General features: G+C 46.6%; 19 protein-coding genes. 2 read left to right on the top strand and 17 right to left on the bottom strand.

Going from position 1 to position 21,270, the window contains the following annotated elements:
- Positions 1-10: 10 nt before the first annotated feature.
- The 12 genes from fliF to AC3RCI_RS11005 all read right to left on the bottom strand — a co-directional run bounded on the left by fliF (position 11) and on the right by AC3RCI_RS11005 (position 13,990).
- Entirely contained in the window at positions 11-1,594 is a 1,584-nt protein-coding gene (gene fliF / locus AC3RCI_RS11060; RefSeq protein ID WP_492528971.1) for a flagellar basal-body MS-ring/collar protein FliF, read from the bottom strand.
- Positions 1,595-1,740: 146 nt separating this feature from the next.
- A complete protein-coding gene (gene fliE / locus AC3RCI_RS11055; protein ID WP_127536266.1) occupies positions 1,741-2,052 on the bottom strand; it encodes a flagellar hook-basal body complex protein FliE in 312 nt (103 codons plus the stop codon).
- Between the two features lie 57 nt (positions 2,053-2,109).
- The gene (gene flgC / locus AC3RCI_RS11050) at positions 2,110-2,559 is read right to left on the bottom strand and encodes a flagellar basal body rod protein FlgC (protein ID WP_127536267.1); all 450 of its coding nucleotides are present in this window, start codon (positions 2,557-2,559) and stop codon (positions 2,110-2,112) included.
- Between the two features lie 5 nt (positions 2,560-2,564).
- Positions 2,565-2,972 (bottom strand): flagellar basal body rod protein FlgB, encoded by a 408-nt coding sequence (gene flgB, locus AC3RCI_RS11045; RefSeq protein WP_127536268.1) that lies wholly within the window; start codon positions 2,970-2,972, stop codon positions 2,565-2,567.
- 986 nt (positions 2,973-3,958) lie between these two features.
- A complete protein-coding gene (gene hslU / locus AC3RCI_RS11040) occupies positions 3,959-5,359 on the bottom strand; it encodes an ATP-dependent protease ATPase subunit HslU (protein WP_095287837.1) in 1,401 nt (466 codons plus the stop codon).
- Between the two features lie 129 nt (positions 5,360-5,488).
- Positions 5,489-6,031 carry an ATP-dependent protease subunit HslV gene (hslV, locus tag AC3RCI_RS11035; protein WP_095287838.1) on the bottom strand — a complete coding sequence of 181 codons (543 nt, stop codon included), beginning with the start codon at positions 6,029-6,031 and terminating at the stop codon, positions 5,489-5,491.
- Between the two features lie 27 nt (positions 6,032-6,058).
- On the bottom strand, positions 6,059-7,402 hold the full coding sequence (gene trmFO, locus AC3RCI_RS11030) for an FADH(2)-oxidizing methylenetetrahydrofolate--tRNA-(uracil(54)-C(5))-methyltransferase TrmFO (RefSeq protein WP_371859911.1): 1,344 nt from the start codon (positions 7,400-7,402) through the stop codon (positions 6,059-6,061).
- A gap of 15 nt (positions 7,403-7,417) precedes the next feature.
- The gene (gene topA / locus AC3RCI_RS11025; RefSeq protein ID WP_492528969.1) at positions 7,418-9,517 is read right to left on the bottom strand and encodes a type I DNA topoisomerase; all 2,100 of its coding nucleotides are present in this window, start codon (positions 9,515-9,517) and stop codon (positions 7,418-7,420) included.
- A gap of 111 nt (positions 9,518-9,628) precedes the next feature.
- Positions 9,629-10,759: a DNA-processing protein DprA gene (gene dprA / locus AC3RCI_RS11020; protein WP_492528967.1), complete on the bottom strand. Its 1,131-nt coding sequence runs from the start codon at positions 10,757-10,759 to the stop codon at positions 9,629-9,631.
- A 243-nt stretch (positions 10,760-11,002) separates the two neighbouring features.
- Entirely contained in the window at positions 11,003-11,932 is a 930-nt protein-coding gene (gene sucD, locus AC3RCI_RS11015) for a succinate--CoA ligase subunit alpha (RefSeq protein ID WP_095287842.1), read from the bottom strand.
- Positions 11,933-12,115: 183 nt separating this feature from the next.
- Positions 12,116-13,276, bottom strand: a complete 1,161-nt coding sequence (sucC, locus tag AC3RCI_RS11010) for an ADP-forming succinate--CoA ligase subunit beta (protein ID WP_336779622.1) — start codon at positions 13,274-13,276, stop codon at positions 12,116-12,118.
- 258 nt (positions 13,277-13,534) lie between these two features.
- Positions 13,535-13,990: a MarR family winged helix-turn-helix transcriptional regulator gene (locus AC3RCI_RS11005; RefSeq protein WP_095287844.1), complete on the bottom strand. Its 456-nt coding sequence runs from the start codon at positions 13,988-13,990 to the stop codon at positions 13,535-13,537.
- 228 nt (positions 13,991-14,218) lie between these two features.
- On the opposite strand from AC3RCI_RS11005, the gene AC3RCI_RS11000 reads away from it, so the two are divergent.
- Together AC3RCI_RS11000 and AC3RCI_RS10995 are read left to right on the top strand one after the other, a co-directional pair.
- Entirely contained in the window at positions 14,219-14,647 is a 429-nt protein-coding gene (locus AC3RCI_RS11000; protein WP_492528965.1) for an organic hydroperoxide resistance protein, read from the top strand.
- Positions 14,648-14,922: 275 nt separating this feature from the next.
- Positions 14,923-16,527 (top strand): YifB family Mg chelatase-like AAA ATPase, encoded by a 1,605-nt coding sequence (locus tag AC3RCI_RS10995; protein ID WP_492528963.1) that lies wholly within the window; start codon positions 14,923-14,925, stop codon positions 16,525-16,527.
- Between the two features lie 146 nt (positions 16,528-16,673).
- On the opposite strand, the gene AC3RCI_RS10990 is transcribed toward AC3RCI_RS10995, so the two are convergent.
- The 5 genes from AC3RCI_RS10990 to rnhB form a co-directional block, all read right to left on the bottom strand.
- Entirely contained in the window at positions 16,674-17,231 is a 558-nt protein-coding gene (locus AC3RCI_RS10990) for a nitroreductase family protein (RefSeq protein ID WP_127536272.1), read from the bottom strand.
- 259 nt (positions 17,232-17,490) lie between these two features.
- Positions 17,491-17,898, bottom strand: coding sequence for a YraN family protein (locus tag AC3RCI_RS10985; RefSeq protein WP_127536273.1), 408 nt, complete (start codon positions 17,896-17,898; stop codon positions 17,491-17,493).
- A complete protein-coding gene (locus AC3RCI_RS10980; RefSeq protein WP_492528961.1) occupies positions 17,892-18,200 on the bottom strand; it encodes an EscU/YscU/HrcU family type III secretion system export apparatus switch protein in 309 nt (102 codons plus the stop codon). Before AC3RCI_RS10980 ends, AC3RCI_RS10985 begins: the two co-directional genes overlap by 7 nt.
- Positions 18,197-20,248 (bottom strand): TP0910 N-terminal domain-containing protein, encoded by a 2,052-nt coding sequence (locus AC3RCI_RS10975; protein ID WP_492528959.1) that lies wholly within the window; start codon positions 20,246-20,248, stop codon positions 18,197-18,199. The genes AC3RCI_RS10980 and AC3RCI_RS10975 overlap by 4 nt, the downstream gene beginning before the upstream one ends.
- Positions 20,249-20,278: 30 nt before the next feature.
- Positions 20,279-20,977 (bottom strand): ribonuclease HII, encoded by a 699-nt coding sequence (rnhB, locus tag AC3RCI_RS10970; RefSeq protein ID WP_154893600.1) that lies wholly within the window; start codon positions 20,975-20,977, stop codon positions 20,279-20,281.
- Positions 20,978-21,270 lie beyond the last annotated feature (293 nt).

Below are 21,270 nucleotides of genomic sequence, written 5' to 3'. Positions count from 1 at the left end.
GCGTTCACCTCTATTCGTCAGCCAGCCACGTACGCAGCAGATTGACGAATTCGTCTGGCTTTTTCTTCGCCAAACTCTCCAATTGTTTGCGCACTTGACTTTCGTTCGTTACACTGTCCAACGTAATGGACGGGAACTCTGTTGCTACTGGGAGAGGAATATCTTCTTCTTCCTCTTCGTTTTGTTTGCGTCGACGGCGTACCAGGAGGATAACGATTGCTGCGATTAACGCGGCCACCAATGCTCCTGCGCCCCACATCATACCTGTTGATAGCTGGAATCCTGTTTCTGCAGCAGTTGCAGTCTGGAAACCTTGTGATATAACCGAAACTTTCTTGGTCAGATCAGCGTCTGTAATTACATCACCTGAATCTGCAAGTGAAGCTCGAACGATGTTCACCAAAATATTCTCAATTGCATCCTGGACAGGTTGTTGTAATTCTGTTTGTCCTTCAGGTGGTTCAACGGCTACGTTAATGGTTAAATCTTTTACAGTATAAGGACTAGAAATGATATCTTTGGCAATTCGATTGACTTCGTAGTTTACAGTGCTTGATGATTCCTCAGAAGTTGAATTCCCCGTTGCATCCGCTGAAGGATACCCAGGAACTTCTTCTTGACCGGTACCTGCGACACCGCCTGTTGGAGTACTCGCACCTGTATAACTCTTTTGAATCTCCTGAACACTGATCTCTATGCCCTTCATGTTCTCTTCATCAACAGGTGTAACCAGATTCTCTTTGCTTGTCACTTTATCGAAGTTAAGCTTGGAAGCAACGAGTACATTTACTTTGTCTTCGCCTACGATTTGAGACAGAAACTGTTTTACATTGTTGCGTACATCATTTTCGAACTTCTTCTGCAAAGCCATGTTTTCCTGGACTTCGGAAGATAATCCACCACTGCCTCCACGGGCAGTTGGAATCAACTCGGCTTCATCCGTGTTGGTGATCGTAATATTTTCAATCGGCAGGTTGGGAATAGCGGTTTTCACCAAGTTAAAATATCCATCCACTGCTGCCTGATTCGGGTGGTATCCTGGTTTAAACTGCAATGCTACGGAAGCGGATGCTTTGTCTTGCTCTTCCAGGCCGGCAAAGATATTATCTTTTGGCATATTGACCAAGACTTTTGCATCTTGAATACCCTGCATGCGCTGGAGTAACTGTTCGACCTCTCCATTAATGGCATTGTTATATTTAACATCGAATTCTTTGTCTGTCATCCCGATTGGCGATGAAGACTCCTCGAATGATTTATACCCCAATGAACCATTCTGAATAATCCCTTGTGATCCTATGTTGACTTTTGCAAGTGCAACATCCGTGCTTGGTACCGATATGGTTTTCCCGTCTGCGCTTAATTTGTAGGGGATATTGGATGAATCCAGATAGTTAATGACTCCTGCTGAGTCACTGGAATTCAAATCAGTAAATGCCACTTCATATTCTGTTTTGGACAGCTGCATAGTTAGTACAACCGCTGCCAGAATTAAAAATAAAAAGGTGGAAACCAGTAAAACTTTCTGTTTTTTGCTGAAGCTATTCCAATACTGGGTTACTTTATCCCTGTACTGGGCGATTCTCTCATTCACTCTGTCACCCCATCCGAAACTTTGCTTAGTCTGTCCCGAGCCATTAAAGTACTTCATGACTAAAGTACGAGATCTGCCTCAGGAGCAGCATCGCAGCTGCTTGTTGTAATGATCAGCGCTGTTATCGAAGCGCAATCATGCTCTTTTTACATTTGCGTACGCATAATCTCTTGATACGCTTCGACTACTTTGTTTCGGACTTGCGACGTGAGTTGCAGACTCAACAGGGCCTGTTCTGAAGCGATCATTACCTGATCCACGTTCACATTCCCCAATAGAAATTGATTGGACATTTCATGTGCCTGAGTCTCCTGCGTTGCCACGGACCCTAATGCCTCTTGTAAGTATGTACCGAAGCTCTGAATGGTTTCGGCTGGTGTTGATGTTTTGCTAACGGAAGCATTTTGCATCTGCAACGGTTGAACTACCTGTGTGTTAAACATGTTGTTCTGAATCATCAATGTCTCCCCTTTATCCCATTATTCATGTTAAAACCTCATTGACATTACCGTAATCTATCTTCCGATCTCTAAAGCTTTGGTTATCATTGCTTTGGTTGAATTTAGCGCTGTTACGTTTGCCTCGTAGGACCGAGAAGCTGATATCATGTCAACCATCTCTTTCGCAATATCCACATTTGGCATATACACATACCCTTCAGCGTTGGCATCAGGATGAGAAGGATCATATACAGGTTTCAGAGGAGACTGATCTTCACGAATCTCTGATACTCTAACTCCCTCACCCGAGGACTTACCCCCCATCTGATTTTGCAGGATACTGCTAAACGAAGCTTTGTTTGGTTCGAGAACTACCATTTTTCTTTTGTAGGGAACGGCTTCACCATTCGATACACTGGCGCGAGTCGTCTCAGCATTAGCGATGTTTGAAGATATTACGTCCATCCTCAAACGTTGGGCTGTCAGGGCCGAGGAGCTAATGTTAAAACTGTTACTGATATTCACCTAAGTTATCTCCCTTCCACTCCAACACGCATCATTTTAATCTGTTCATTCACTTGTTGAATATAAGCGTTGTAACGCAACTGGTTCTCCGCCAGAAGACTCATTTCTTTGTCGATATCGACATTATTCTGGTTATTATTCATGGATGTCGAATGATCCATTGTTACTACAGGTGTAGGAACGGAAGAGGAAGGTCCTATGACAAAATGCCTTGAGTCCGTTACTTTCCCCTTAAGAACTGGCATATCTCCATCCGTTTGCTGCCTTAAAATCTCTTCAAAAGATACGTCAGAACGCTTGTAGTACGGGGTGTCCGCATTCGCAATGTTGTCTGCAATTGTTTGTTGTCTAGTGTTGGACGCATCGAGTGCACCTTGTAATCTTTTAAAGCTAATATCATTCAAAAGATTCACTATTTCCCTCCTCTCCTTAGAAATTATGGAAAAAGATTCAATCTTTTTCCCTTAAATTCGCTTATGTTTTTCGACAAAAACATTCGCCTTTTCACGTTTTTCTAGGACTTAAGTAGAATTAACTCTGATGTTGTCGTATAACATAAGTTTCTTCGAGATTGGCATTTATTACAATAAGAAAAAAGCCCTATCTTTTCTGAAAGAGAGGGCTTTTTGTGTATTTTCTGCAAATTATGAATTTTTTCGCAAATGTTGAGGCCCAAAACAAATTGGAGTTCACATCTACAAAACACACACTTAAACATTCTTAAAATTTATAACAGGCTCTTCCATCTTATTCCTGCCGTCACTTCATCGACTTCATCTACAATTGGGAAAATTTCTCTTAATTGTGTTAGCAATATTTGCCGTTGCAACAAGGTTTTTATTCATCATAACTTTAGAAGGAAACATTCAATACATTAAATAATGGACAAGCTAGCCTTCTTGCTTTACTTGTTTACCCTGATATAACACAACACTTTCTTAACAATTAAAAATCCGGTTACACCAGGTAGTCAACGAAAATATTTTACTACATCAGCGTATTACTCCGATCGACTTTTTGCGCATTTGCGCAAGTTTTGTCGGCAATGTAATTAAACCGATAAACAGACTTGGATAAAACAGACAACCTTATATTGGAAGCTATTCCACCCACAAACATGATATTTTTCAGATTCTTACGCCACCGGATCCAGACAACTGCGGCACAAGTCCTATTTTTTACTACTCTAAATGTAACTTCAATCTTTTTATCGGCTTTTCTCTGGAAATCCATTAGTCGGGAACAAAAAAAGGCAGCATCCATCTGCCATAAAGATAAGCAATCACCAACCGATCAGGATTATTCCTTCAACAGTAGTTCATCTTATTTCTATTAAACAGTGAATACCACCATTAAACTTCAATATTATATATTGCTTCTGTTTATTAAGAAAGTCTTATTACAGAATATATTGACTCAGGTCACGATCCTGTGCAATATCGTTCAGTTTCTCACGTACATACTCCGGAGTAATGACCATTCGCTCGAGCGTGAGCTCAGGTGCCTCATATGACAAATCCTCAAGGAGTTTCTCAAGAATAGTATGCAGACGCCTAGCGCCAATATTCTCCGTATTTTGGTTTACGGATTCAGCAAGCTTGGCAATCTCACGAATGGCCTCATCCGAGAATTCGATTTCAATATTTTCGGTCCGCAGCAAGTCGACATATTGTTTAGTCAACGCATTTTGAGGTTCTGTCAAGATAGATACGAACTCCTCCAGAGATAAGCTATTCAACTCAACCCGAATTGGGAAACGACCTTGAAGCTCTGGGATCAGATCCGAAGGTTTGGCCACATGGAATGCTCCAGCCGCCATAAACAGAATATAATCGGTTTTGACAGGTCCGTACTTGGTCATCACAGTAGAACCTTCCACGATAGGCAAAATATCCCGCTGTACCCCTTCACGAGATACATCCGGGCCGCTGCCGCGTCCCTGGCTGGCCACCTTGTCGATTTCGTCAATAAAAATGATACCCGTCTGTTCAGCTCTGCGAATGGACTCTTGTGTAACGTCATCCATGTCGATCAGCTTGCTTGCTTCTTCCTGGATCAGCACTTTACGAGCTTCTTTGATCGCCAGCTTGCGTTTTTTGGTGCGTCGCGGCAGCAGGCTCCCAAACATCTCCTGCATATTCATGCCCATCTGGTCATTTCCCTGCCCTGCAAACATATCCATCATATTCGGAGCTGTATCCTCAACATCAATCTCGATAATGTCTTCTTCCAGCTTACCGGATAACAAGTCGAATTTGATCTTGCGACGCCGCTCTGCGACATTGGTGTCCGGCTCTGGTTCTTCCTGCTCGGGCGTATTGTTTCCGTTATTGCCAAATATCATTTCAAACGGGTTACGTTGATTTTTGGACTTGGATTGAGAAGGAGCCAGAATATGTACGATGCGTTCATTGGCAGCTTCTTCAGCCTTGTCTTTTACCTTTTCGGTCCGTTCCAGCTTAACCATCCGCATGGACGTTTCAATCAGGTCACGGATCATGGATTCAACATCACGACCAACATAACCCACTTCCGTGAATTTCGTTGCCTCCACCTTTACAAAAGGGGCTCCCACCAGTTTAGCCAGGCGGCGGGCAATTTCCGTTTTACCAACACCTGTCGGTCCAATCATTAATATGTTTTTAGGTACAATATCATCCTGCGTATGCTCTGGCAAAAGGCTGCGGCGATATCGATTGCGCAAGGCAACAGCCACCGATTTTTTGGCCTGTTTCTGACCCACAATATACTTATCAAGCTCTGCAACGATTTGTCTTGGTGTTAACGCTTGTGTTTGCATTTCGCTTCCCTCCTACCAGTCTACTTAAAATCCTGCATAGAAATATGTTATCAAAATTAGGGATAACCCCGCAAATTGATAGGAATAGCCCTAACGGCCATGCTCTATGTTTCAGTTTGCGGGGTTATCTTACAGTTCTTCTACAATGATATTATTGTTGGTATACACACATAACTCTGCTGCCACCTGCAATGACTCACGGGCAATGTCCTTGGCTTCCAGGTTTGTTGCATGACGTTTCAATGCACGTGCAGCAGACAGCGCAAAGTTCCCACCAGAACCGATCGCAATGACATCGTCATCCGGCTCAATGATTTCGCCTCCACCAGAGATGAGCAGCATCCCCGTCTTATCCATAACGATAAGAAGTGCTTCAAGCTTGCGCAAAATGCGATCCTGCCGCCAGTCCTTGGCAAGCTCCACCGCGGCACGCTGCAGATTGCCATGATGCTCTTCCAGCTTACCCTCAAACTTTTCGAATAGTGTAATGGCATCCGCTACTGAACCGGCAAAACCAGCTACAACCTGTCCGCGGTATAGACGTCTTACTTTTTTGGCCGTATTTTTCATCACAACGCTTTGCCCCATAGTCACCTGACCATCTCCGGCAATCGCTGCCTTGCCATTATGACGAACTGCACAGATCGTTGTAGCATGAAATGACATATCCATGATTCAGCCTCCTCCCACGAAACTAATTTATACGCGTCCCGGAACGGTTAGACCTTCTGCAGCTGCAAAACGGGCAATACCATCCAATGCGCGCTGTGCAAGAGCTTCATTTTTTTCTTTTTTGTTACGGATCTTCGTTTCCAGTTTCGGCAGCAAGCCAAAGTTTGCATTCATCGGTTGGAAGTGTTTGAAGTCAGCCGTAGTAATGTACTGTGCCATACTGCCCAGCGTTGTCTCTACAGGCAACACTACAAGTTCCTGTCCAAGTGCCGCTTTGGCTGCATTCATACCCGCAATCAGACCTGAAGCGGCTGATTCAACATACCCTTCAACACCTGTCATTTGTCCTGCAAAGAACAGATTTGGACGTTCCTTGAATTGATACGTCGGACGCAGCAATTTGGGAGAATTAATGAACGTATTGCGGTGCATAACACCATAACGTACAAACTCCGCATTTTCCAGGCCAGGGATTAGCGAGAATACACGTTTCTGCTCTCCCCATTTCAGATGTGTCTGGAATCCAACCAGGTTATACAGCGTTCCTGCTGCGTTATCCTGTCTGAGCTGTACTACTGCGTGTGGCAGCTCCCCTGTATGCGGGTTAATGAGACCAACAGGCTTCATCGGACCAAACAGAGCCGTTTGTTTTCCTCGCTTCATCATGACTTCAATCGGCATGCAGCCTTCGAAGTAAATTTCCTTTTCAAACTCTTTTAATTGGGCAACCTCTGCCGTAATCAGAGCATCATAGAAGATATCAAACTCTTCTTCTGTCATCGGACAGTTTAGGTAGGCTGCCTCCCCTTTATCATAACGGGAAGCAAGGTACACCTTGTTCATGTCAATGGAGTCTTTTTCAATAATCGGAGCAGCCGCGTCGTAGAAATAGAAGTATTCCTCGCCCATCAGTGCCTTGATTTGTTCGGATAATGCTGGCGAAGTCAGTGGACCGGTAGCAACAACAACGATACCATCCTCTGGTAAGGAGGTCAGTTCTTCGTTGACCACCTCGATGAGTGGATGCTGATGAAGCGTGGAAGTAATCTCTCCCGAGAATCCATCGCGGTCAACAGCCAGTGCTCCTCCCGCTGGAACTGCATTTCGATCGGCTGCACCCAGTACCAGGGAGTTCAGCATTCTCATTTCTTCTTTCAGCACACCAACTGCATTAGTCAAACCGTTGGCACGCAGCGAATTGCTGCACACCAGTTCTGCAAATTTATCAGTATGATGAGCCGGTGTTTTTACAACCGGTCTCATCTCATATAGCTTCACACGTACACCGCGACTTGCAATTTGCCAAGCTGCTTCAGTTCCTGCCAGCCCGGCACCTATTACTGTTACTACTTGTTCATTCGTCAAAATCATTTACCCCCATATATGCTAATCCGCTGTTTCTTCTTCCGGTTCCTCTACCGGTTCCTGATGATCACAGGATGTACATTGCAAACGCGTCCCCTGCTTGTTTCGTTTCTCAACCATGAGAGAACCACAACTTGGACAAGGTTTGGCCGACGGTTTATCCCACGATACGAAATCACACTCTGGATACTTGTCGCAGCCATAGAAGATACGTCCTTTTTTACTACGACGTTCAACCACATGTCCTTCCTTACATTTCGGACAAGTTACGCCAATATCCTTAATAATCGGTTTGGTGTTCCGGCAGTCCGGAAATCCGGAGCACGCAAGAAACTTGCCGAACCGACCCAGTTTATACACAAGCGGCTTGCCGCATTTTTCGCAGATTTCGTCCGAGACCTCATCTTCAATCTCAATCTCTTTCATTTCTTCTTCTGCGAATTCGAGTCTTTTCTCAAATGATTCATAAAATTCAGCAAGTACCTTGACCCAGTCTTCCGAGCCTTCCTCCACATGGTCAAGATCACCTTCCATATTGGCAGTGAACTCTACATTCAGAATTTCAGGGAAAAACTCCTCCATCTGTTCGATGACCAGTTCTCCAAGCTCGGTCGGCATGAATTTTTTCTCTTCGATTGCCACATATCCACGCTTCTGAATGGTTTCCAGGGTTGGTGCATATGTACTTGGACGCCCTATGCCCAGCTCTTCCAGCGTACGTACAAGTCTTGCTTCCGTATATCGGGGCGGCGGTTGAGTGAAGTGCTGTTTCGGTTCAATCTCCTGCTTCTCTAACCGATCACCATTTTTTAGTGGAGGCAGCAAACGATCTTCTTCCGTAGTACCATCATCGTTTCCTTCCACATAGACCTTCATGAAGCCTTGAAAGCGAACCTTGGAGCCTGCTGCACGGAAAATGGTATCTCCAGCTGCGATATCCACAGAGAGTGTATCGAGGACAGCAGAAGACATCTGGCTAGCCACGAAGCGCTCCCATACCAGTTTATACAGTCTGAACTGATCACGGCTCATAAATGATTTGATGGAATCCGGATCACGCAAAATGGATGTAGGACGAATAGCTTCGTGAGCATCCTGCGCATTGGCTGCCTTCTTGGAATAGTTTCTTGGCGTCTCAGGTGCAAAAGCTTCACCGTACTTGCCAACAATATATTCTTTGGCTTCTTCCTGAGCTGATGCCGCAATCCGGGTGGAGTCTGTACGCATATACGTGATGAGACCCACTGTGCCTTCTTTTCCGAGGTCTACGCCCTCATAGAGCTGTTGAGCAACCGACATCGTTTTGGAAGCCCTGAAATTCAATTTCCGTGCAGCCTCCTGCTGCAAAGAACTTGTCGTAAACGGAGCGGATGGATTCCGGCTGCGTTCTTTCTCTTTCACTTCTTTGACGGTAAAATCCGCGTTCTCAATTTGTTTCAAAATAGCTTGTACTTCGGCTTCACTTCCCAGTTCGGTTTTTGCACCGTTCAATTGATGGAACTTCGCTTCAAACGGATTACCGTCTGCAGTCAGCTTCGCCGTAATGCTCCAGTATTCTTCTGGAATAAAGTCATTGATTTCATTTTCGCGATCCAAAATGATTTTGACTGCCACCGACTGTACACGTCCAGCGGACAATCCTTTTTTGACTTTCTTCCATAATAAAGGACTGATTTTATATCCGACAAGCCGATCCAGAATTCGTCTGGCCTGCTGTGCATTAACCAAGTCCATGTTAATCTTGCGTGGTGTTTTGAACGCATCCTTGACTGCCTGCTTCGTAATTTCGTTGAAGACAACACGGCAATCCTCCGTGTCATCCAGTTCAAGTGCATGAGCCAGGTGCCATGCAATAGCCTCGCCTTCGCGATCCGGGTCAGCTGCGAGGTACACTTTTTTCACTTTCTTTCGTGCATCCTTCAGTTCTTTCAAAATCGAACCTTTGCCGCGGATCGTAATATATTTCGGATTAAAATCATTCTCCACCTCAACGCCGATCTGACTTTTCGGCAAATCGCGCACATGTCCCATCGAAGCCTTCACGATGAACTTGCTGCCTAAATATTTGCCGATTGTCTTCGCCTTTGAGGGCGACTCCACGATTACGAGTGAATCCGCCATAGGTTCATCCTCCTCTCAGTCATGAAACTGCTTGTTCCTTTTCATCCTTGTCAGCAATTAAATAACTTCCGTTAATAATCTATTTTCACATGCCGCGTGGTCACAGCATTGTCATACCCTTGCATATTTGGTTCCAGGTAATTGGCTAATCTGTTTTTTTATGATTAAAGATAACAGAACTGAATGCAAATGTCCAAAATCCCAACCGAGCTGCTCTACAAGTTGATCCAAAGATCTTTCGTCCTGCTCCAGCAGGGAGATGATCCTTCTCTCATCAGATGAGAGACTCACCTCAGGAAACATATCCGGATGATTACCTTCTCCCTTTTCTGGGGAACGTCCTCTATTGTAAGGAAGTTGTTCGGGATTTGGCAAGTCCATTCGGTACTCTTCAAGCAGATCATCCGCGCAAGTGACCAATTTTGCCCCCTGACGAATCAGATTATGTGACCCCCGACTCTTGGGTGATGTAATGGGGCCCGGAACAGCAAACACATCTCTCCCTGCCTCCAGCGCAGCATCTGCAGTAATAAGAGAGCCGCTTCGAATATCCGCTTCTACAACCAGCGTTCCAAGTGTCAAACCGGCAATAATTCGATTACGCTCCGGAAATAGTCCTTGATGAGCACGTGTGCCTGGTGGATATTCCGACAGCAACAGACCTGTTTCAGCAATTTGCTCAGCTAGTTTTTTGTTCTCAGGCGGGTAGATCTTATCAATTCCTGTGCCAAAAACGGCAATGGTTTTACCTTTTGCGCGAAGAGCGGCCTCATGACAAGTGCTATCAATACCACGGGCAAGACCGCTTACTATGGTCAACCCTGCATGACAAAATTCTGTCGTCAGTTTCTCGCCTACTTTGCGACCATATACTGTTGGCATTCGAGTTCCTACCATGGCAATTGCCTTTGTATGTAACAAATTCATGTCCCCACGGCCGTACATAACCCAAGGTGCCTGAACGGTTTCCTTCATTAATATGGGGTATTGTTCATCCAGATAGGTAATAACCTGAATTCCTTGTTTATAAACCGCTTCACGCCTATGCTCAATCCAGTCTGCATCGAAAGTATTTACAAGCCTGGCGGCCTGATCTTTACGCAACCCGGCTTGAATCCAATCTCCTTCGTCATAATGAAGCAAATCCGGAAGGTTATGCCCCCCTGTCATTATTTTCGAGATCGTTTTCTTCCCAACACCATCCATTTCATGCAAACCAAACAGAATCAAGCTTTTCTCCATTCTATAAGCCTCCCGAGCGGGAAGAACACTTCCCTCATATTGTGTAGGTTGTGACGACAGAATGCAAGCGTTTACTTTACAGAGAGCAATTCAGCTCTCTCATTTGGTAAGTAATTCAACGCAAAAAAGCAACCCTTCACCCAGTTTATGGGCAAAAGGTTGCTTACCTTTTCCGTATCACAATAGTCGGTTACGAGAGTAATAACATCTCCGCACCGTTTCTACTATTATAATGGAAAAGAATTAATGTGTCGTGCACAAATTTAAAATACCACGCTCTTCCAGTACGCTTACCAGAGTGGAGCCCATCTCGGCAGGCGTAGGCGCAACTTTGATACCGCAGGATTCAAGCTTCGCGATTTTTTCTTTGGCTGTACCTTTACCTCCTGAGATAATGGCACCAGCATGACCCATCCGCTTGCCTGGAGGCGCAGTAACGCCACCGATAAATCCAACAACCGGTTTGGTCATATTGTCGCGTACCCACTCTGCAGCGTCTTCCTCTGCTGTACCACCGATCTCCCCGATCATGATGACAGCATGAGTCTGAGGATCTTCATTGAAACGTTTGAGGATATCAATGAATTCGGAACCTTTAACCGGGTCTCCCCCGATTCCTACCGCTGAAGACTGTCCAATTCCACGTGTAGTCAATTGATGAACAGCTTCATAGGTGAGCGTTCCACTACGGGAAACGACGCCAACATGTCCAGCCATATGGATATAGCCAGGCATGATCCCGATTTTACATTCACCCGGTGTAATAACACCAGGACAGTTCGGTCCGATCAATACAGTCTTTTTGCCTTCCATGAAACGGTCTACCTTCACCATATCAAGGACAGGGATACCTTCTGTAATACAGATTACAAGATCAAGCTCTGCGTCAACAGCTTCCATGATGGAATCCGCTGCGAATGCTGGTGGCACATAGATAACGCTCGCTGTTGCACCTGTAGCTTCCTTCGCTTCTTGTACCGTATTGAATACCGGAAGACTAACGACTTTGCCATCTTCCAGCGTGATATCAACATTGGTCCCGCCTTTGCCTGGTGTAACACCGCCTACCATCTGGGTTCCGTAATCCAATGCGCCCTTCGTGTGGAACATTCCCGTTGAACCCGTAATGCCTTGCGTAATGACTTTTGTATTTTTATCGATCAAAATACTCACGTTGCTTCACATCCTTACGGTTATTTTTCAAGTTCCGGACAGCTCCGGCACTAAGAAAGCAATTTATATCATTCGATTCCATCGCTAGCGGGAACATGAATTAGACGAATTGAAGCATTCCGATCCAATTCATAAAGATTGCGAACCGCTCTTTGGATTGATATAAATGGCCCAGGAATGAACTTATTTTACGAGGGCAACGATTTTTTGTGCACCGTCGGCCATGGAATCAGCAGGTACGATATTCAGGCCGGATTCACCCAAAATCTGTTTGCCAAGCTCCACATTCGTTCCTTCAAGACGAACAACCAGCGGTTTCGTGAGGCCAAGCTGCTTCGCTGCTTCAACGACACCGTTTGCAATGACATCACAGCGCATGATCCCGCCGAAAATGTTAACGAAGATGCCCGCCACTTTGGCGTCAGACAGAATGATTTTAAAAGCTTCTGTTACTTTCTCCGTTGTTGCACCGCCCCCAACATCAAGGAAGTTGGCCGGGTCTCCGCCGTAGTATTTGATGATATCCATCGTAGCCATCGCAAGTCCCGCACCGTTAACCATACAGCCGATGTTGCCATCAAGTGCTATGTAGCTGAGGTCGTATTTGGAAGCCTCGATTTCTTTTTCGTCTTCTTCATCCAAGTCGCGCAGTTCCAAAATATCCTTATGACGGAACAATGCGTTGGAATCAAAATTCAATTTCGCATCCAGCGCGATAACGTTTCCATCTCCAGTAACAACAAGAGGGTTGATCTCAGCAATGGAGCAATCTTTTTCCACAAATGCAGTGTACAATGCAAGCATGAATTTGACTGCTTTGTTCACCAATTCATTCGGAATATTAATGCTGTAGGCCAATTTACGTGCCTGGAACACTTGTAATCCAATAGCAGGGTCAATAACTTCTTTGAAGATTTTCTCAGGAGTACTTTCAGCCACTTCTTCGATCTCCGTACCGCCTTCTTCGGATGCCATCATCACGACTCGGCCCGTTGCACGGTCAACAACAACACCCACGTAGTACTCTTTGCGGATATCGCAGCCCTCTTCGATCAAAAGACGTTTTACTTCCTTGCCTTCCGGTCCGGTCTGGTGTGTCACCAGTACTTTTCCCAAAATTTCGGAAGCATACGCTCTAACTTCGTCTGCGCTCTTCGCTACCTTTACGCCGCCGGCTTTTCCCCGGCCACCTGCGTGAATTTGCGCTTTGACTACAGTCACCGGACTGCCCAGTGCCTCTGCGGCCGCAACCGCTTCATCGACTGTATAAGCAACCTTCCCATTAGGAACGGCAACTCCATACTGTTTCAGTACTTCTTTTCCTTGATATTCATGGATATTCATTCTCGAATCCTCCTATCAACATGACTGCAACAAGGCGGGTTGGTTGACTACCAAAAGACAATTGTTGACTATTTTCACTTAAACCCAATTCATTGTAACACGTTTTTAAAACGCTTTCCTTAAAAAAGTAATGGTTAATAGACAGCTTTTTGATATGGATATCATCCCATATTGTGAATGCTTGGATATTAATGGAAAAAACCTCAGACTAATATGTCTAAGGTTTCTCCTTTTCGTTATATCAAGATTATTTCCAGGTTATTTTCTAGCTTCTTTCATATTCGTCTCATGTACCTTCTGAAGAAGCCCTTTAAACTGACCAAGCAACGATTCAAATTCCGTACTACTTAGGCAAGCATCCCCCTGAATAGAATCCGGAATGGACAGAGCCTTATTGCGAAGCTCTTTACCTGAATCAGTTAACGTAATAAGCACTTTGCGCTCATCCTGTGCTGAACGTTCACGATGAATGAGTCCGGCAGACTGCAGGCGTTTTAATAGCGGTGTCAACGTACCCGAATCCAAGTAGAGTGCCTCTCCGATTTCTTTAACCGTGCATTCCTCTCGCTCCCACAATACCATCATGACCAAATACTGCGAGTAGGTGACACCCAGTACCTCGAGATATGGCTGGTACATCTTCGTGATTTCACGTGAACAAGCATATATGGCAAAGCATAATTGGTTATCCAACTTCAAAGCATCCGTTTGCATAATATTAATCCCACCTGCCTATTTTACATTTAATTGCTTATAGAAAGCGCTGTGTTAAGCCTGCCTTTTGCATGCTTATCTGCACATACTAAAAACTCTCTCTATATATATTATCACAAATTAGAAAAAAAACAGAATAATTGAGCACAAGGGATTTTACTTTTCTATTTTATTGTGTTAAATTAAATTGTATAAAATATAATTGTAAACACAAAGGAGCGAATTTACATGATGACTATTCAACAAAAAATGTATGAAACTACGGTAAAAGCAGTTGGCGGACGTAACGGTTATGTAGAATCCTCCAGTCCCGAACTTCGTTTAGATGTACGCACACCGAAAGAAATGGGGGGTGCAGGTGGAGAAGGTACCAACCCAGAGCAATTGTTTGCAGCAGGTTATGCGGCTTGTTTTGATAGTGCACTAAATATGGTTGCTCGCATGCAAAAAATCAAGCTAGAAGGTACTGAAGTCACAGCTACAGTTCATTTCGGAAAAGTGGAAGACGGTGGCTTCGGCATTGCGGCAACACTTGACGTTCTTGCAAAAGGCGTAGACAAGGCTACAGCTGAGAAGCTGGTAGAAGCAGCTCATCAAGCCTGCCCATACTCCCGTGCAACACGCGACAATATTGATGTTGAACTAAACGTACTTTAATTAAATTCGTAAAACAGTTTCATTTCCTCTACTTTGAGATGGTTTGTATGATTAACGATATACCCTATTCAAACAATGATTTTCTGATGATTTCCACGAGAGCGGATTGATTAAAATTCAGAATTCAGGGTTAGAATTACAGCGATGATGAAGACAGGTTGACGCCCTGATTTCTTTTATATACAATGCTTATTAGAAGCTGAGGAAGCACCTTAATTCGCACACTGGCCCGCATTATGCGCAGCCAAGTACGAAGTGAGGTGTTTCTTTTTATTATGTATGGAAAATTATATAGTGCATGTTTATATGGAATTGACGGGGTATTAATCGAAGTGGAAACGGATTTGTCCAATGGATTGCCCCAGACTTCCATTATCGGCTTGCCGGACTCGGCAATTCGTGAAGCGGTAGAGCGTGTTCGTGCTGCTGTCAAAAATTGCGGTTATCAATATCCATTACAACGGATTACGATTAATCTTGCCCCTGCTGATCTGCGTAAAGAAGGCTCTTCATTTGATCTTGCCATTGCCGTAGCTTTGCTAATGACAAGTGGGCAGCTCGTGCTGCCGTCCCAGGAAAGAACACTTTTACTCGGCGAACTCGCATTGGATGGCTCGGTTCGATCCGTACCAGGTGTACTAGCCATGGTGGATCTGGCCAAGCGTCAAGGCTTCACTTCCGTTCTCCTCCCCGTTGATAATCTGGCAGAAGCTTCGTTAATTAGCGGTATTAACGTATATGGAATCGGCCATTTAAGAGATATCGCGCCAGATAAGCCTGATTCCCAGACGAAAGATGGGGTCTTGTCCAAAGCGGGAACGGTCGTTTTGAATAACTTTGCTCACCTTATTCATCCTGCTGTATATGAACAGGGTCTCTCCAACACCAACGCCAAGACACAGATTCCGGCTTCGTTAAGCGATGACTACAGTGACGTTCTCGGCCAGCATCATGTGAAGCGTGCGCTGATGATTGCCGCAGCCGGGATGCATAATATACTGCTCGTGGGACCACCAGGGACTGGCAAAACGATGCTGATCAAACGTCTGCCCACGATTCTCCCTCCGTTATCAGAGGAAGAATCACTGGAAGTTACCAAAGTGCTAAGTGCTGCAGGGAAACTGAAAGAAACGTCAAACGGTTTGGTTACGGATCGCCCTTTCCGGTCACCACATCATACGATATCCACCTCCGGCCTCATCGGTGGGAGCGGTATTCCGAAGCCGGGTGAAGTCAGCCTTGCACACCGCGGTATTCTGTTCCTTGATGAGCTTCCTGAGTTTCATCGTCAAGTGCTCGAAGTTTTACGTCAGCCGCTGGAGGATCATACAGTCACCATAAGCCGGGCAAGAGCTGCTTTTACGTTTCCTGCACAGTTTATGCTTGCATGCTCCATGAATCCCTGCCCGTGCGGGTATTTGTCCGCTCAATCCGAGGATCAGCGCTGTATATGCAGCCCTTCCCGCGTTGCAGCTTATCGGGCCAAAATCTCGGGCCCTTTGCTGGATCGGATAGATCTGCAAGTCGAGGTTCCCCCACCTGGCGAATGGCGGAAGGCAGCACCTTCCCCTACATCTGCCGAGATGCAAGCCAAAGTTGTCCATGCTCATCATATTCAGGCTAAGCGCTATGCCAACAGCTCTGTGCGTTGGAATAGTCAGTTATCCGGAAGACTGCTCCGCCGAACTGCACGTCTTCCCTCGGAAGCAGACCATCTGCTCCAGCACACACTGCAGGCCCTTAACTTAAGCATGCGTGCTCACGATCGCATTATCAAGATGGCACAGACGATTGCCGATCTGGATCATGACGGCGAAATTTTAACTGCTCATGTGGCTGAGGCGATTCAGTATCGGCAGTTGGATTTGAATTTGTTTTAGACCCTCAACAGCCCCAGCTCATAATATATAAATTCACTTTAATGACGACACTAAAAAAAACCGTTCAGGTTATCTCCTTCGTTTCATTGAAAAGGAGACCTTGAACGGTTTATTGGTTAAGACACGGACAGGGCATTCTATTTTATTTAATCAAAAAGGGTAAGTTTGTCTTTGGCCGGTGTGCGTTCTTTCGCAGAAGGGATGACCTCCGGATAACCCATGTAGACCATACCGACAATTTTCTCACCAGCCTGAATCCCCAGTGGTTTGCGGAATTTCGGTGCATACAGGAAAGGCTTTGTTACCCAAAAGGTTCCAATATCTTCACTCCATGCGGCCAGCATAAAGTTCTGTACCAGTGCACTTACTGCAGCAAAGTCCTCATCCCATATATTTTGTCTTGGATCCTCTTCCAGAACCACAAGCATGATCGACGGTACCTGCAAAACATTGGCTGAAAATTTGTTATCTTCGCCCATCTCTGCCTCAATCGCATCTGCAAGCTTTTTCCGCCCGTCTCCGGTAAATAACAAAAATCTCCACGGCTCACGCAATTTATGGTTTGGTGCCCAGACAGCGGTATCCAACAACTCGATAATCTGTTCTGTAGGCACAGCATCTTTCTTAAACTTTTTGACGGTGCGCCGGTTTTGAATGGCACTTCTTACATCATTGACTGTATCAATATTTGTAGATTTGGTCACTGAACTTACCTCCCTATTGAAAATTCTCCATCACAGCAATTTCCAATTGCGCTGCTAACGGACTTTTATAATAAATAAAATGCAATACGCTTGGTTGCATTCTTGATTATACAACGAACCATTCTTCAGATTCAAAGAACGCCCATGGAATAAGTATTGGCTATGTTTCACACAAAAAAAGGTGTTTCTAAAATTTGAATTCACGAGAGAATCCATTCATTTTAGAAAACACCATGTTTAACTGATTCAGTTTATTAATTCAGAACGCATTTTCAATGTGCTCAACAGTTACAATCTGACCTGCCGGATCAAGCATCACAGCAACCACATCAAAACGAATTTGTAATTCTTTCCCTCTTGATTGTTGAAGGTATACGGCTGCCGTGGAACGAACCTGCTGCATCTTACGGAGATCTACCGATTCCTGCGGTGTACCATACTTTCCGGCTCCACTACGGCTTCGTACCTCAACAAAGACAAGCAAATCACCATGTGAAGCGATAATATCAATCTCACCACGGCGGCAACGCCAGTTTTGCTCAATAATATGATAATCTTGCTCACGCAGCCACCTGCAAGCCGCCTCTTCACCCAACTTGCCTTTTTGCTGACGCGTAAGTTTGGGAGTAGAGTTATGTCCAGGAGGTCCAGGTAGATGGCTCACCATGTATCCTCTCCCTCACGTCCGGAAGCCAGCTGGTCTGCTCGGTAAATATAGGTTAACACCTCAGCGACCAGTTGATAGAGCTCTGCCGGAATTTGCTCATCCAAGTCAAGCTTGGACAAAACTTCCACCAGTGCAGCATCCTCCTGAACAGGAACCCCGTTTTCCTTTGCTTTATCCAGAATTGCCTCTGCCACTTTACCGCGGCCTTTGGCCACGACGACCGGTGCTTCACTTTCGCCGGGTACATATTTTAAGGCAACAGCCTTTTTGGAAAGAAGATCTGGCTGCGGCTCATCTTTCATACTCGCATATCCACCCCTTTGTAGCGATCAGGGCTATAATCGGATGCACTGATTTTCCGCTCGGCACCCGGCTCCTGGCCGACTGGCCAAGGCTCAGTCTTGAAGGTCAATAATTGGTATCCCAGCTTATCCAGTGCCTCTTGGATAACTTCCCGTCCACTATCCAAAAGCGGACCCATTCCTTCCCGATCGTTAAGCACCCGCAGGCTGACAATATTGTTGACGACATGCACATCTACCAGTGTTGGCCCCAGACTTCTCATGTCCAGATCGAACCATAATCGGCAATTGGATGCATCCAATTCTCCGCGCGGGCCCCGCCGGGATTGGATCTGTACAGAAGCCGTTTCTTCTCCATTGGGTCCGGTAATCGGGATGAACCAGTGCATCTGGGCAAAGGTAGAGCCCCGGTCCGTTGTCAGCAGCAACTGCTGACCCGTCAGATATTGCACAGCCTGCCCGGCGGCTTCCTTTAGGGCCGCCGGGGCACTATCGCTGCTGGCAAGCTGCAGCAGCAGGCCCTTCAGCGAGTCCGCGGTGCCCGGACTCGCCGCTTCACCCACGCGCGCCTGCGCAGCCGCGCCGTGCACTGCCTGCTGCTCGTGCTCTGCACCGAGCAGCTTCAGCACGCGCCCCACCCACGGGTCCCCCTCGTGGGTGACAGGCGCGTGCTGTGCGGCAGCGCCCGCAGGTGCTGCCGCATTCCCCCCAGCCGGCTGCGCATCAGCGCCGGCTGGTACAGGCTGCGTCACGCCTCCGGCAGCCGCAGCCGCCTGGCCGCCCGCAGGTGCAGGGGCGGCCTGTGCTGCCGCACCAGGCTGTGCCGGTGCGGCAGTGGACGCGCTGCGCAGCGCGTCCAGCAGGGCCAGCAGCTTCGGCGCCAGTTGCGCCGCCGTTGGTGCTGCTGCCCCGGTCTGCGCTGCAGCGGGCGAAGCACTCGCAGCTGCAGGCGTCTCTGTGCGGCCATCTGGTCGCCCAGCCGCGCTTCCTTCCTGCTGGCCGGCAATCCCTCGTCCAGCTGCCATATCCGCTGCCGCCCCAGGTATACCCGGGCGGCCCAATTCCGTGGCACGCTGGCTCTCTCCAGGGATTCCCGTCCCTGCCTGAATGCCTTGCCCAGCTTTTCCGGCCGTTTCCGCTTGTCCGTTTCCAGATTTTGTCCCAGCCTCAGGCAGCCCTGGGCCTGAGCTGGTTTGCACACCACCGCGCACATCTGCCGCTGCGCCGCTGTTTGACATTGGAACTGGTCCTGTTCCGACTCCTGCCGGCGTTGTTGTAGAACCCTGTGGCAATGGTGCCGTTTGGCCCGAGGTTCCCGCCTGACGTCCTCCAGCCGGAGACATTCCCGAATCATCCGTTTGCTGCCCTCCGGCTGCTGTTATAGGCAAACCACCCGTCGCTGGTAGCTTGGATGTACCTGCCTGTTCACCCGTCACCGGGGTTTTGCCCGCATTCTGAGTAAGAAACGTTTCCAGCTGCTCCGTTAACCCATTTAGCAGCTGATGAAGGGGTGGACCAAATACCGTCTGATGTAATCCTTTTACCGTTTCCGCCGTAATCGGCAGACCACGCTGAAATGCAATACCCGTTGCCTGCACCCACTCTTCCACAGGTACCTTAGCTGGTTTAACAGTCATCATACTTTGAACCATGGCCACATTATCCTTGGTAAGCGGTAACCCGCTGCGCTGCATAGCGAGCAACAGTTCCCGATTTCCCTTGGTATCCGGCAAACCTACCTCTTGAAGCAGATTGTTTAAGGATGCTTGCGGCAATTCAGACAACGTGCCAGCCAGCGGCTTCATGACGGTCACGCCATTCTCTCCAGGCGGCTGCACTTGAAGTAGTGTGGTTTCCCCTGGGCGAAGCGGTGTCTCGAGCTTGGCACGTACCTGTACGCCCTGAATTTGCAGAACAGCCTCTCCACCATCCTCTGAGACACTTACGACAGATCCACGTACAACCTGACCCTCCTTAAGCTCAAGCGGCTTGGCATTCCCCGGCTTGCTGTCTCCCAGGAGACCACGAATCATGGAGCTAATATTCACAGTTCTCTCCCTCCTTCCTTTACGTCTTGGTTAAAATAAAGTATGCTGCTCGCCGAGCAGATTGCCGAGAAAGCTCCGCCTGTGCATCGGCGTGGCTCCAAGAGCCATGATCTGTTCGCGATGAAACTTTGTTGCATATCCCTTATGTATCGACAGACCATACTCTGGATATAACGTCTCCCATTCCTCCTTGCAGAGCCGATCGCGGGTTACCTTCGCAATGATGGATGCTGCTGCGATGGACTGGCTGTTGGCATCGCCTTTGATAATGGAGATCTGAGGTACATTTACGTCCACTTTTTCGGCATCAACCAATAGATAGTCAGGTAGACCGCCCAAGGCCTCCACGGCACGCTTCATTGCAAGTCTGGTTGCCTGTTTAATATTGAGACGATCAATCGTTTCTGCATCCGCAAAACCAACACCTACGGACAAAGCCTTTTCCATAATAACGTCATACAGCGCTTCACGCTTCTTCTCTGTTAGTTTTTTGGAATCATTAACACCTTCCAGTATCAGATCACGAGGCAATATGACAGCAGCTGCCACTACATCTCCGAATAGACATCCCCTGCCCACCTCATCAATTCCTGCAATTCGCTCAAAACCACTCTCCCAATACTCCCTCTCATGAATCAGCAGATCACGAGGTTCAATCTCTGCTTTTTTCTTCTTGGATTCAGAAGGTTCCATTGGTATCAGTTCATTCATTTCATTATGTTCAGTCATTGCTTTCATCTCCTCTACCCACGCAAGCTTTAACATGTTTCTCTCTATAAGTCATCAATGTCTCTTTTCCCTGAGTACGTTTGGGGAAGCCCTACATTTTTTTGACACCCTAATATGTTCAGTCCAAGTAAATCACTTAATCTCTTGATCACACCCTGAACGTGGTACTCTGTTATAGACGCAGATTCTAGCTCTTTGTTTTTCAGATTAGCAAAAATTACTTCGTCTTCATTAGCACCCTGATATGCACATATGATAATAAGAGTTGGTTTCTTCATTTATCGGTATCTGAA

The sequence above is a fragment of the Paenibacillus sp. MT124 genome, assembly GCF_058792755.1.
This window is presented reverse-complemented; position numbering and strand designations above follow the sequence as displayed.

Bases quoted from the DNA above. Each gene is read 5' to 3' on its own strand.
- AC3RCI_RS11005 (WP_095287844.1), bottom strand. From the start codon at position 13,990: ATGCAAACGGATGCTTTGAAGTTGGATAACCAATTATGCTTTGCCATA.
- AC3RCI_RS10995 (WP_492528963.1), top strand. From the start codon at position 14,923: ATGTATGGAAAATTATATAGTGCATGTTTATATGGAATTGACGGGGTA.
- AC3RCI_RS11000 (WP_492528965.1), top strand. From the start codon at position 14,219: ATGATGACTATTCAACAAAAAATGTATGAAACTACGGTAAAAGCAGTT.
- fliE (WP_127536266.1), bottom strand. From the start codon at position 2,052: ATGATTCAGAACAACATGTTTAACACACAGGTAGTTCAACCGTTGCAG.
- AC3RCI_RS10985 (WP_127536273.1), bottom strand. From the start codon at position 17,898: ATGGTGAGCCATCTACCTGGACCTCCTGGACATAACTCTACTCCCAAA.
- hslV (WP_095287838.1), bottom strand. From the start codon at position 6,031: ATGGATATGTCATTTCATGCTACAACGATCTGTGCAGTTCGTCATAAT.
- dprA (WP_492528967.1), bottom strand. From the start codon at position 10,759: ATGGAGAAAAGCTTGATTCTGTTTGGTTTGCATGAAATGGATGGTGTT.
- topA (WP_492528969.1), bottom strand. From the start codon at position 9,517: ATGGCGGATTCACTCGTAATCGTGGAGTCGCCCTCAAAGGCGAAGACA.
- AC3RCI_RS10980 (WP_492528961.1), bottom strand. From the start codon at position 18,200: ATGAAAGATGAGCCGCAGCCAGATCTTCTTTCCAAAAAGGCTGTTGCC.
- hslU (WP_095287837.1), bottom strand. From the start codon at position 5,359: ATGCAAACACAAGCGTTAACACCAAGACAAATCGTTGCAGAGCTTGAT.
- trmFO (WP_371859911.1), bottom strand. From the start codon at position 7,402: ATGATTTTGACGAATGAACAAGTAGTAACAGTAATAGGTGCCGGGCTG.
- sucC (WP_336779622.1), bottom strand. From the start codon at position 13,276: ATGAATATCCATGAATATCAAGGAAAAGAAGTACTGAAACAGTATGGA.
- rnhB (WP_154893600.1), bottom strand. From the start codon at position 20,977: ATGACTGAACATAATGAAATGAATGAACTGATACCAATGGAACCTTCT.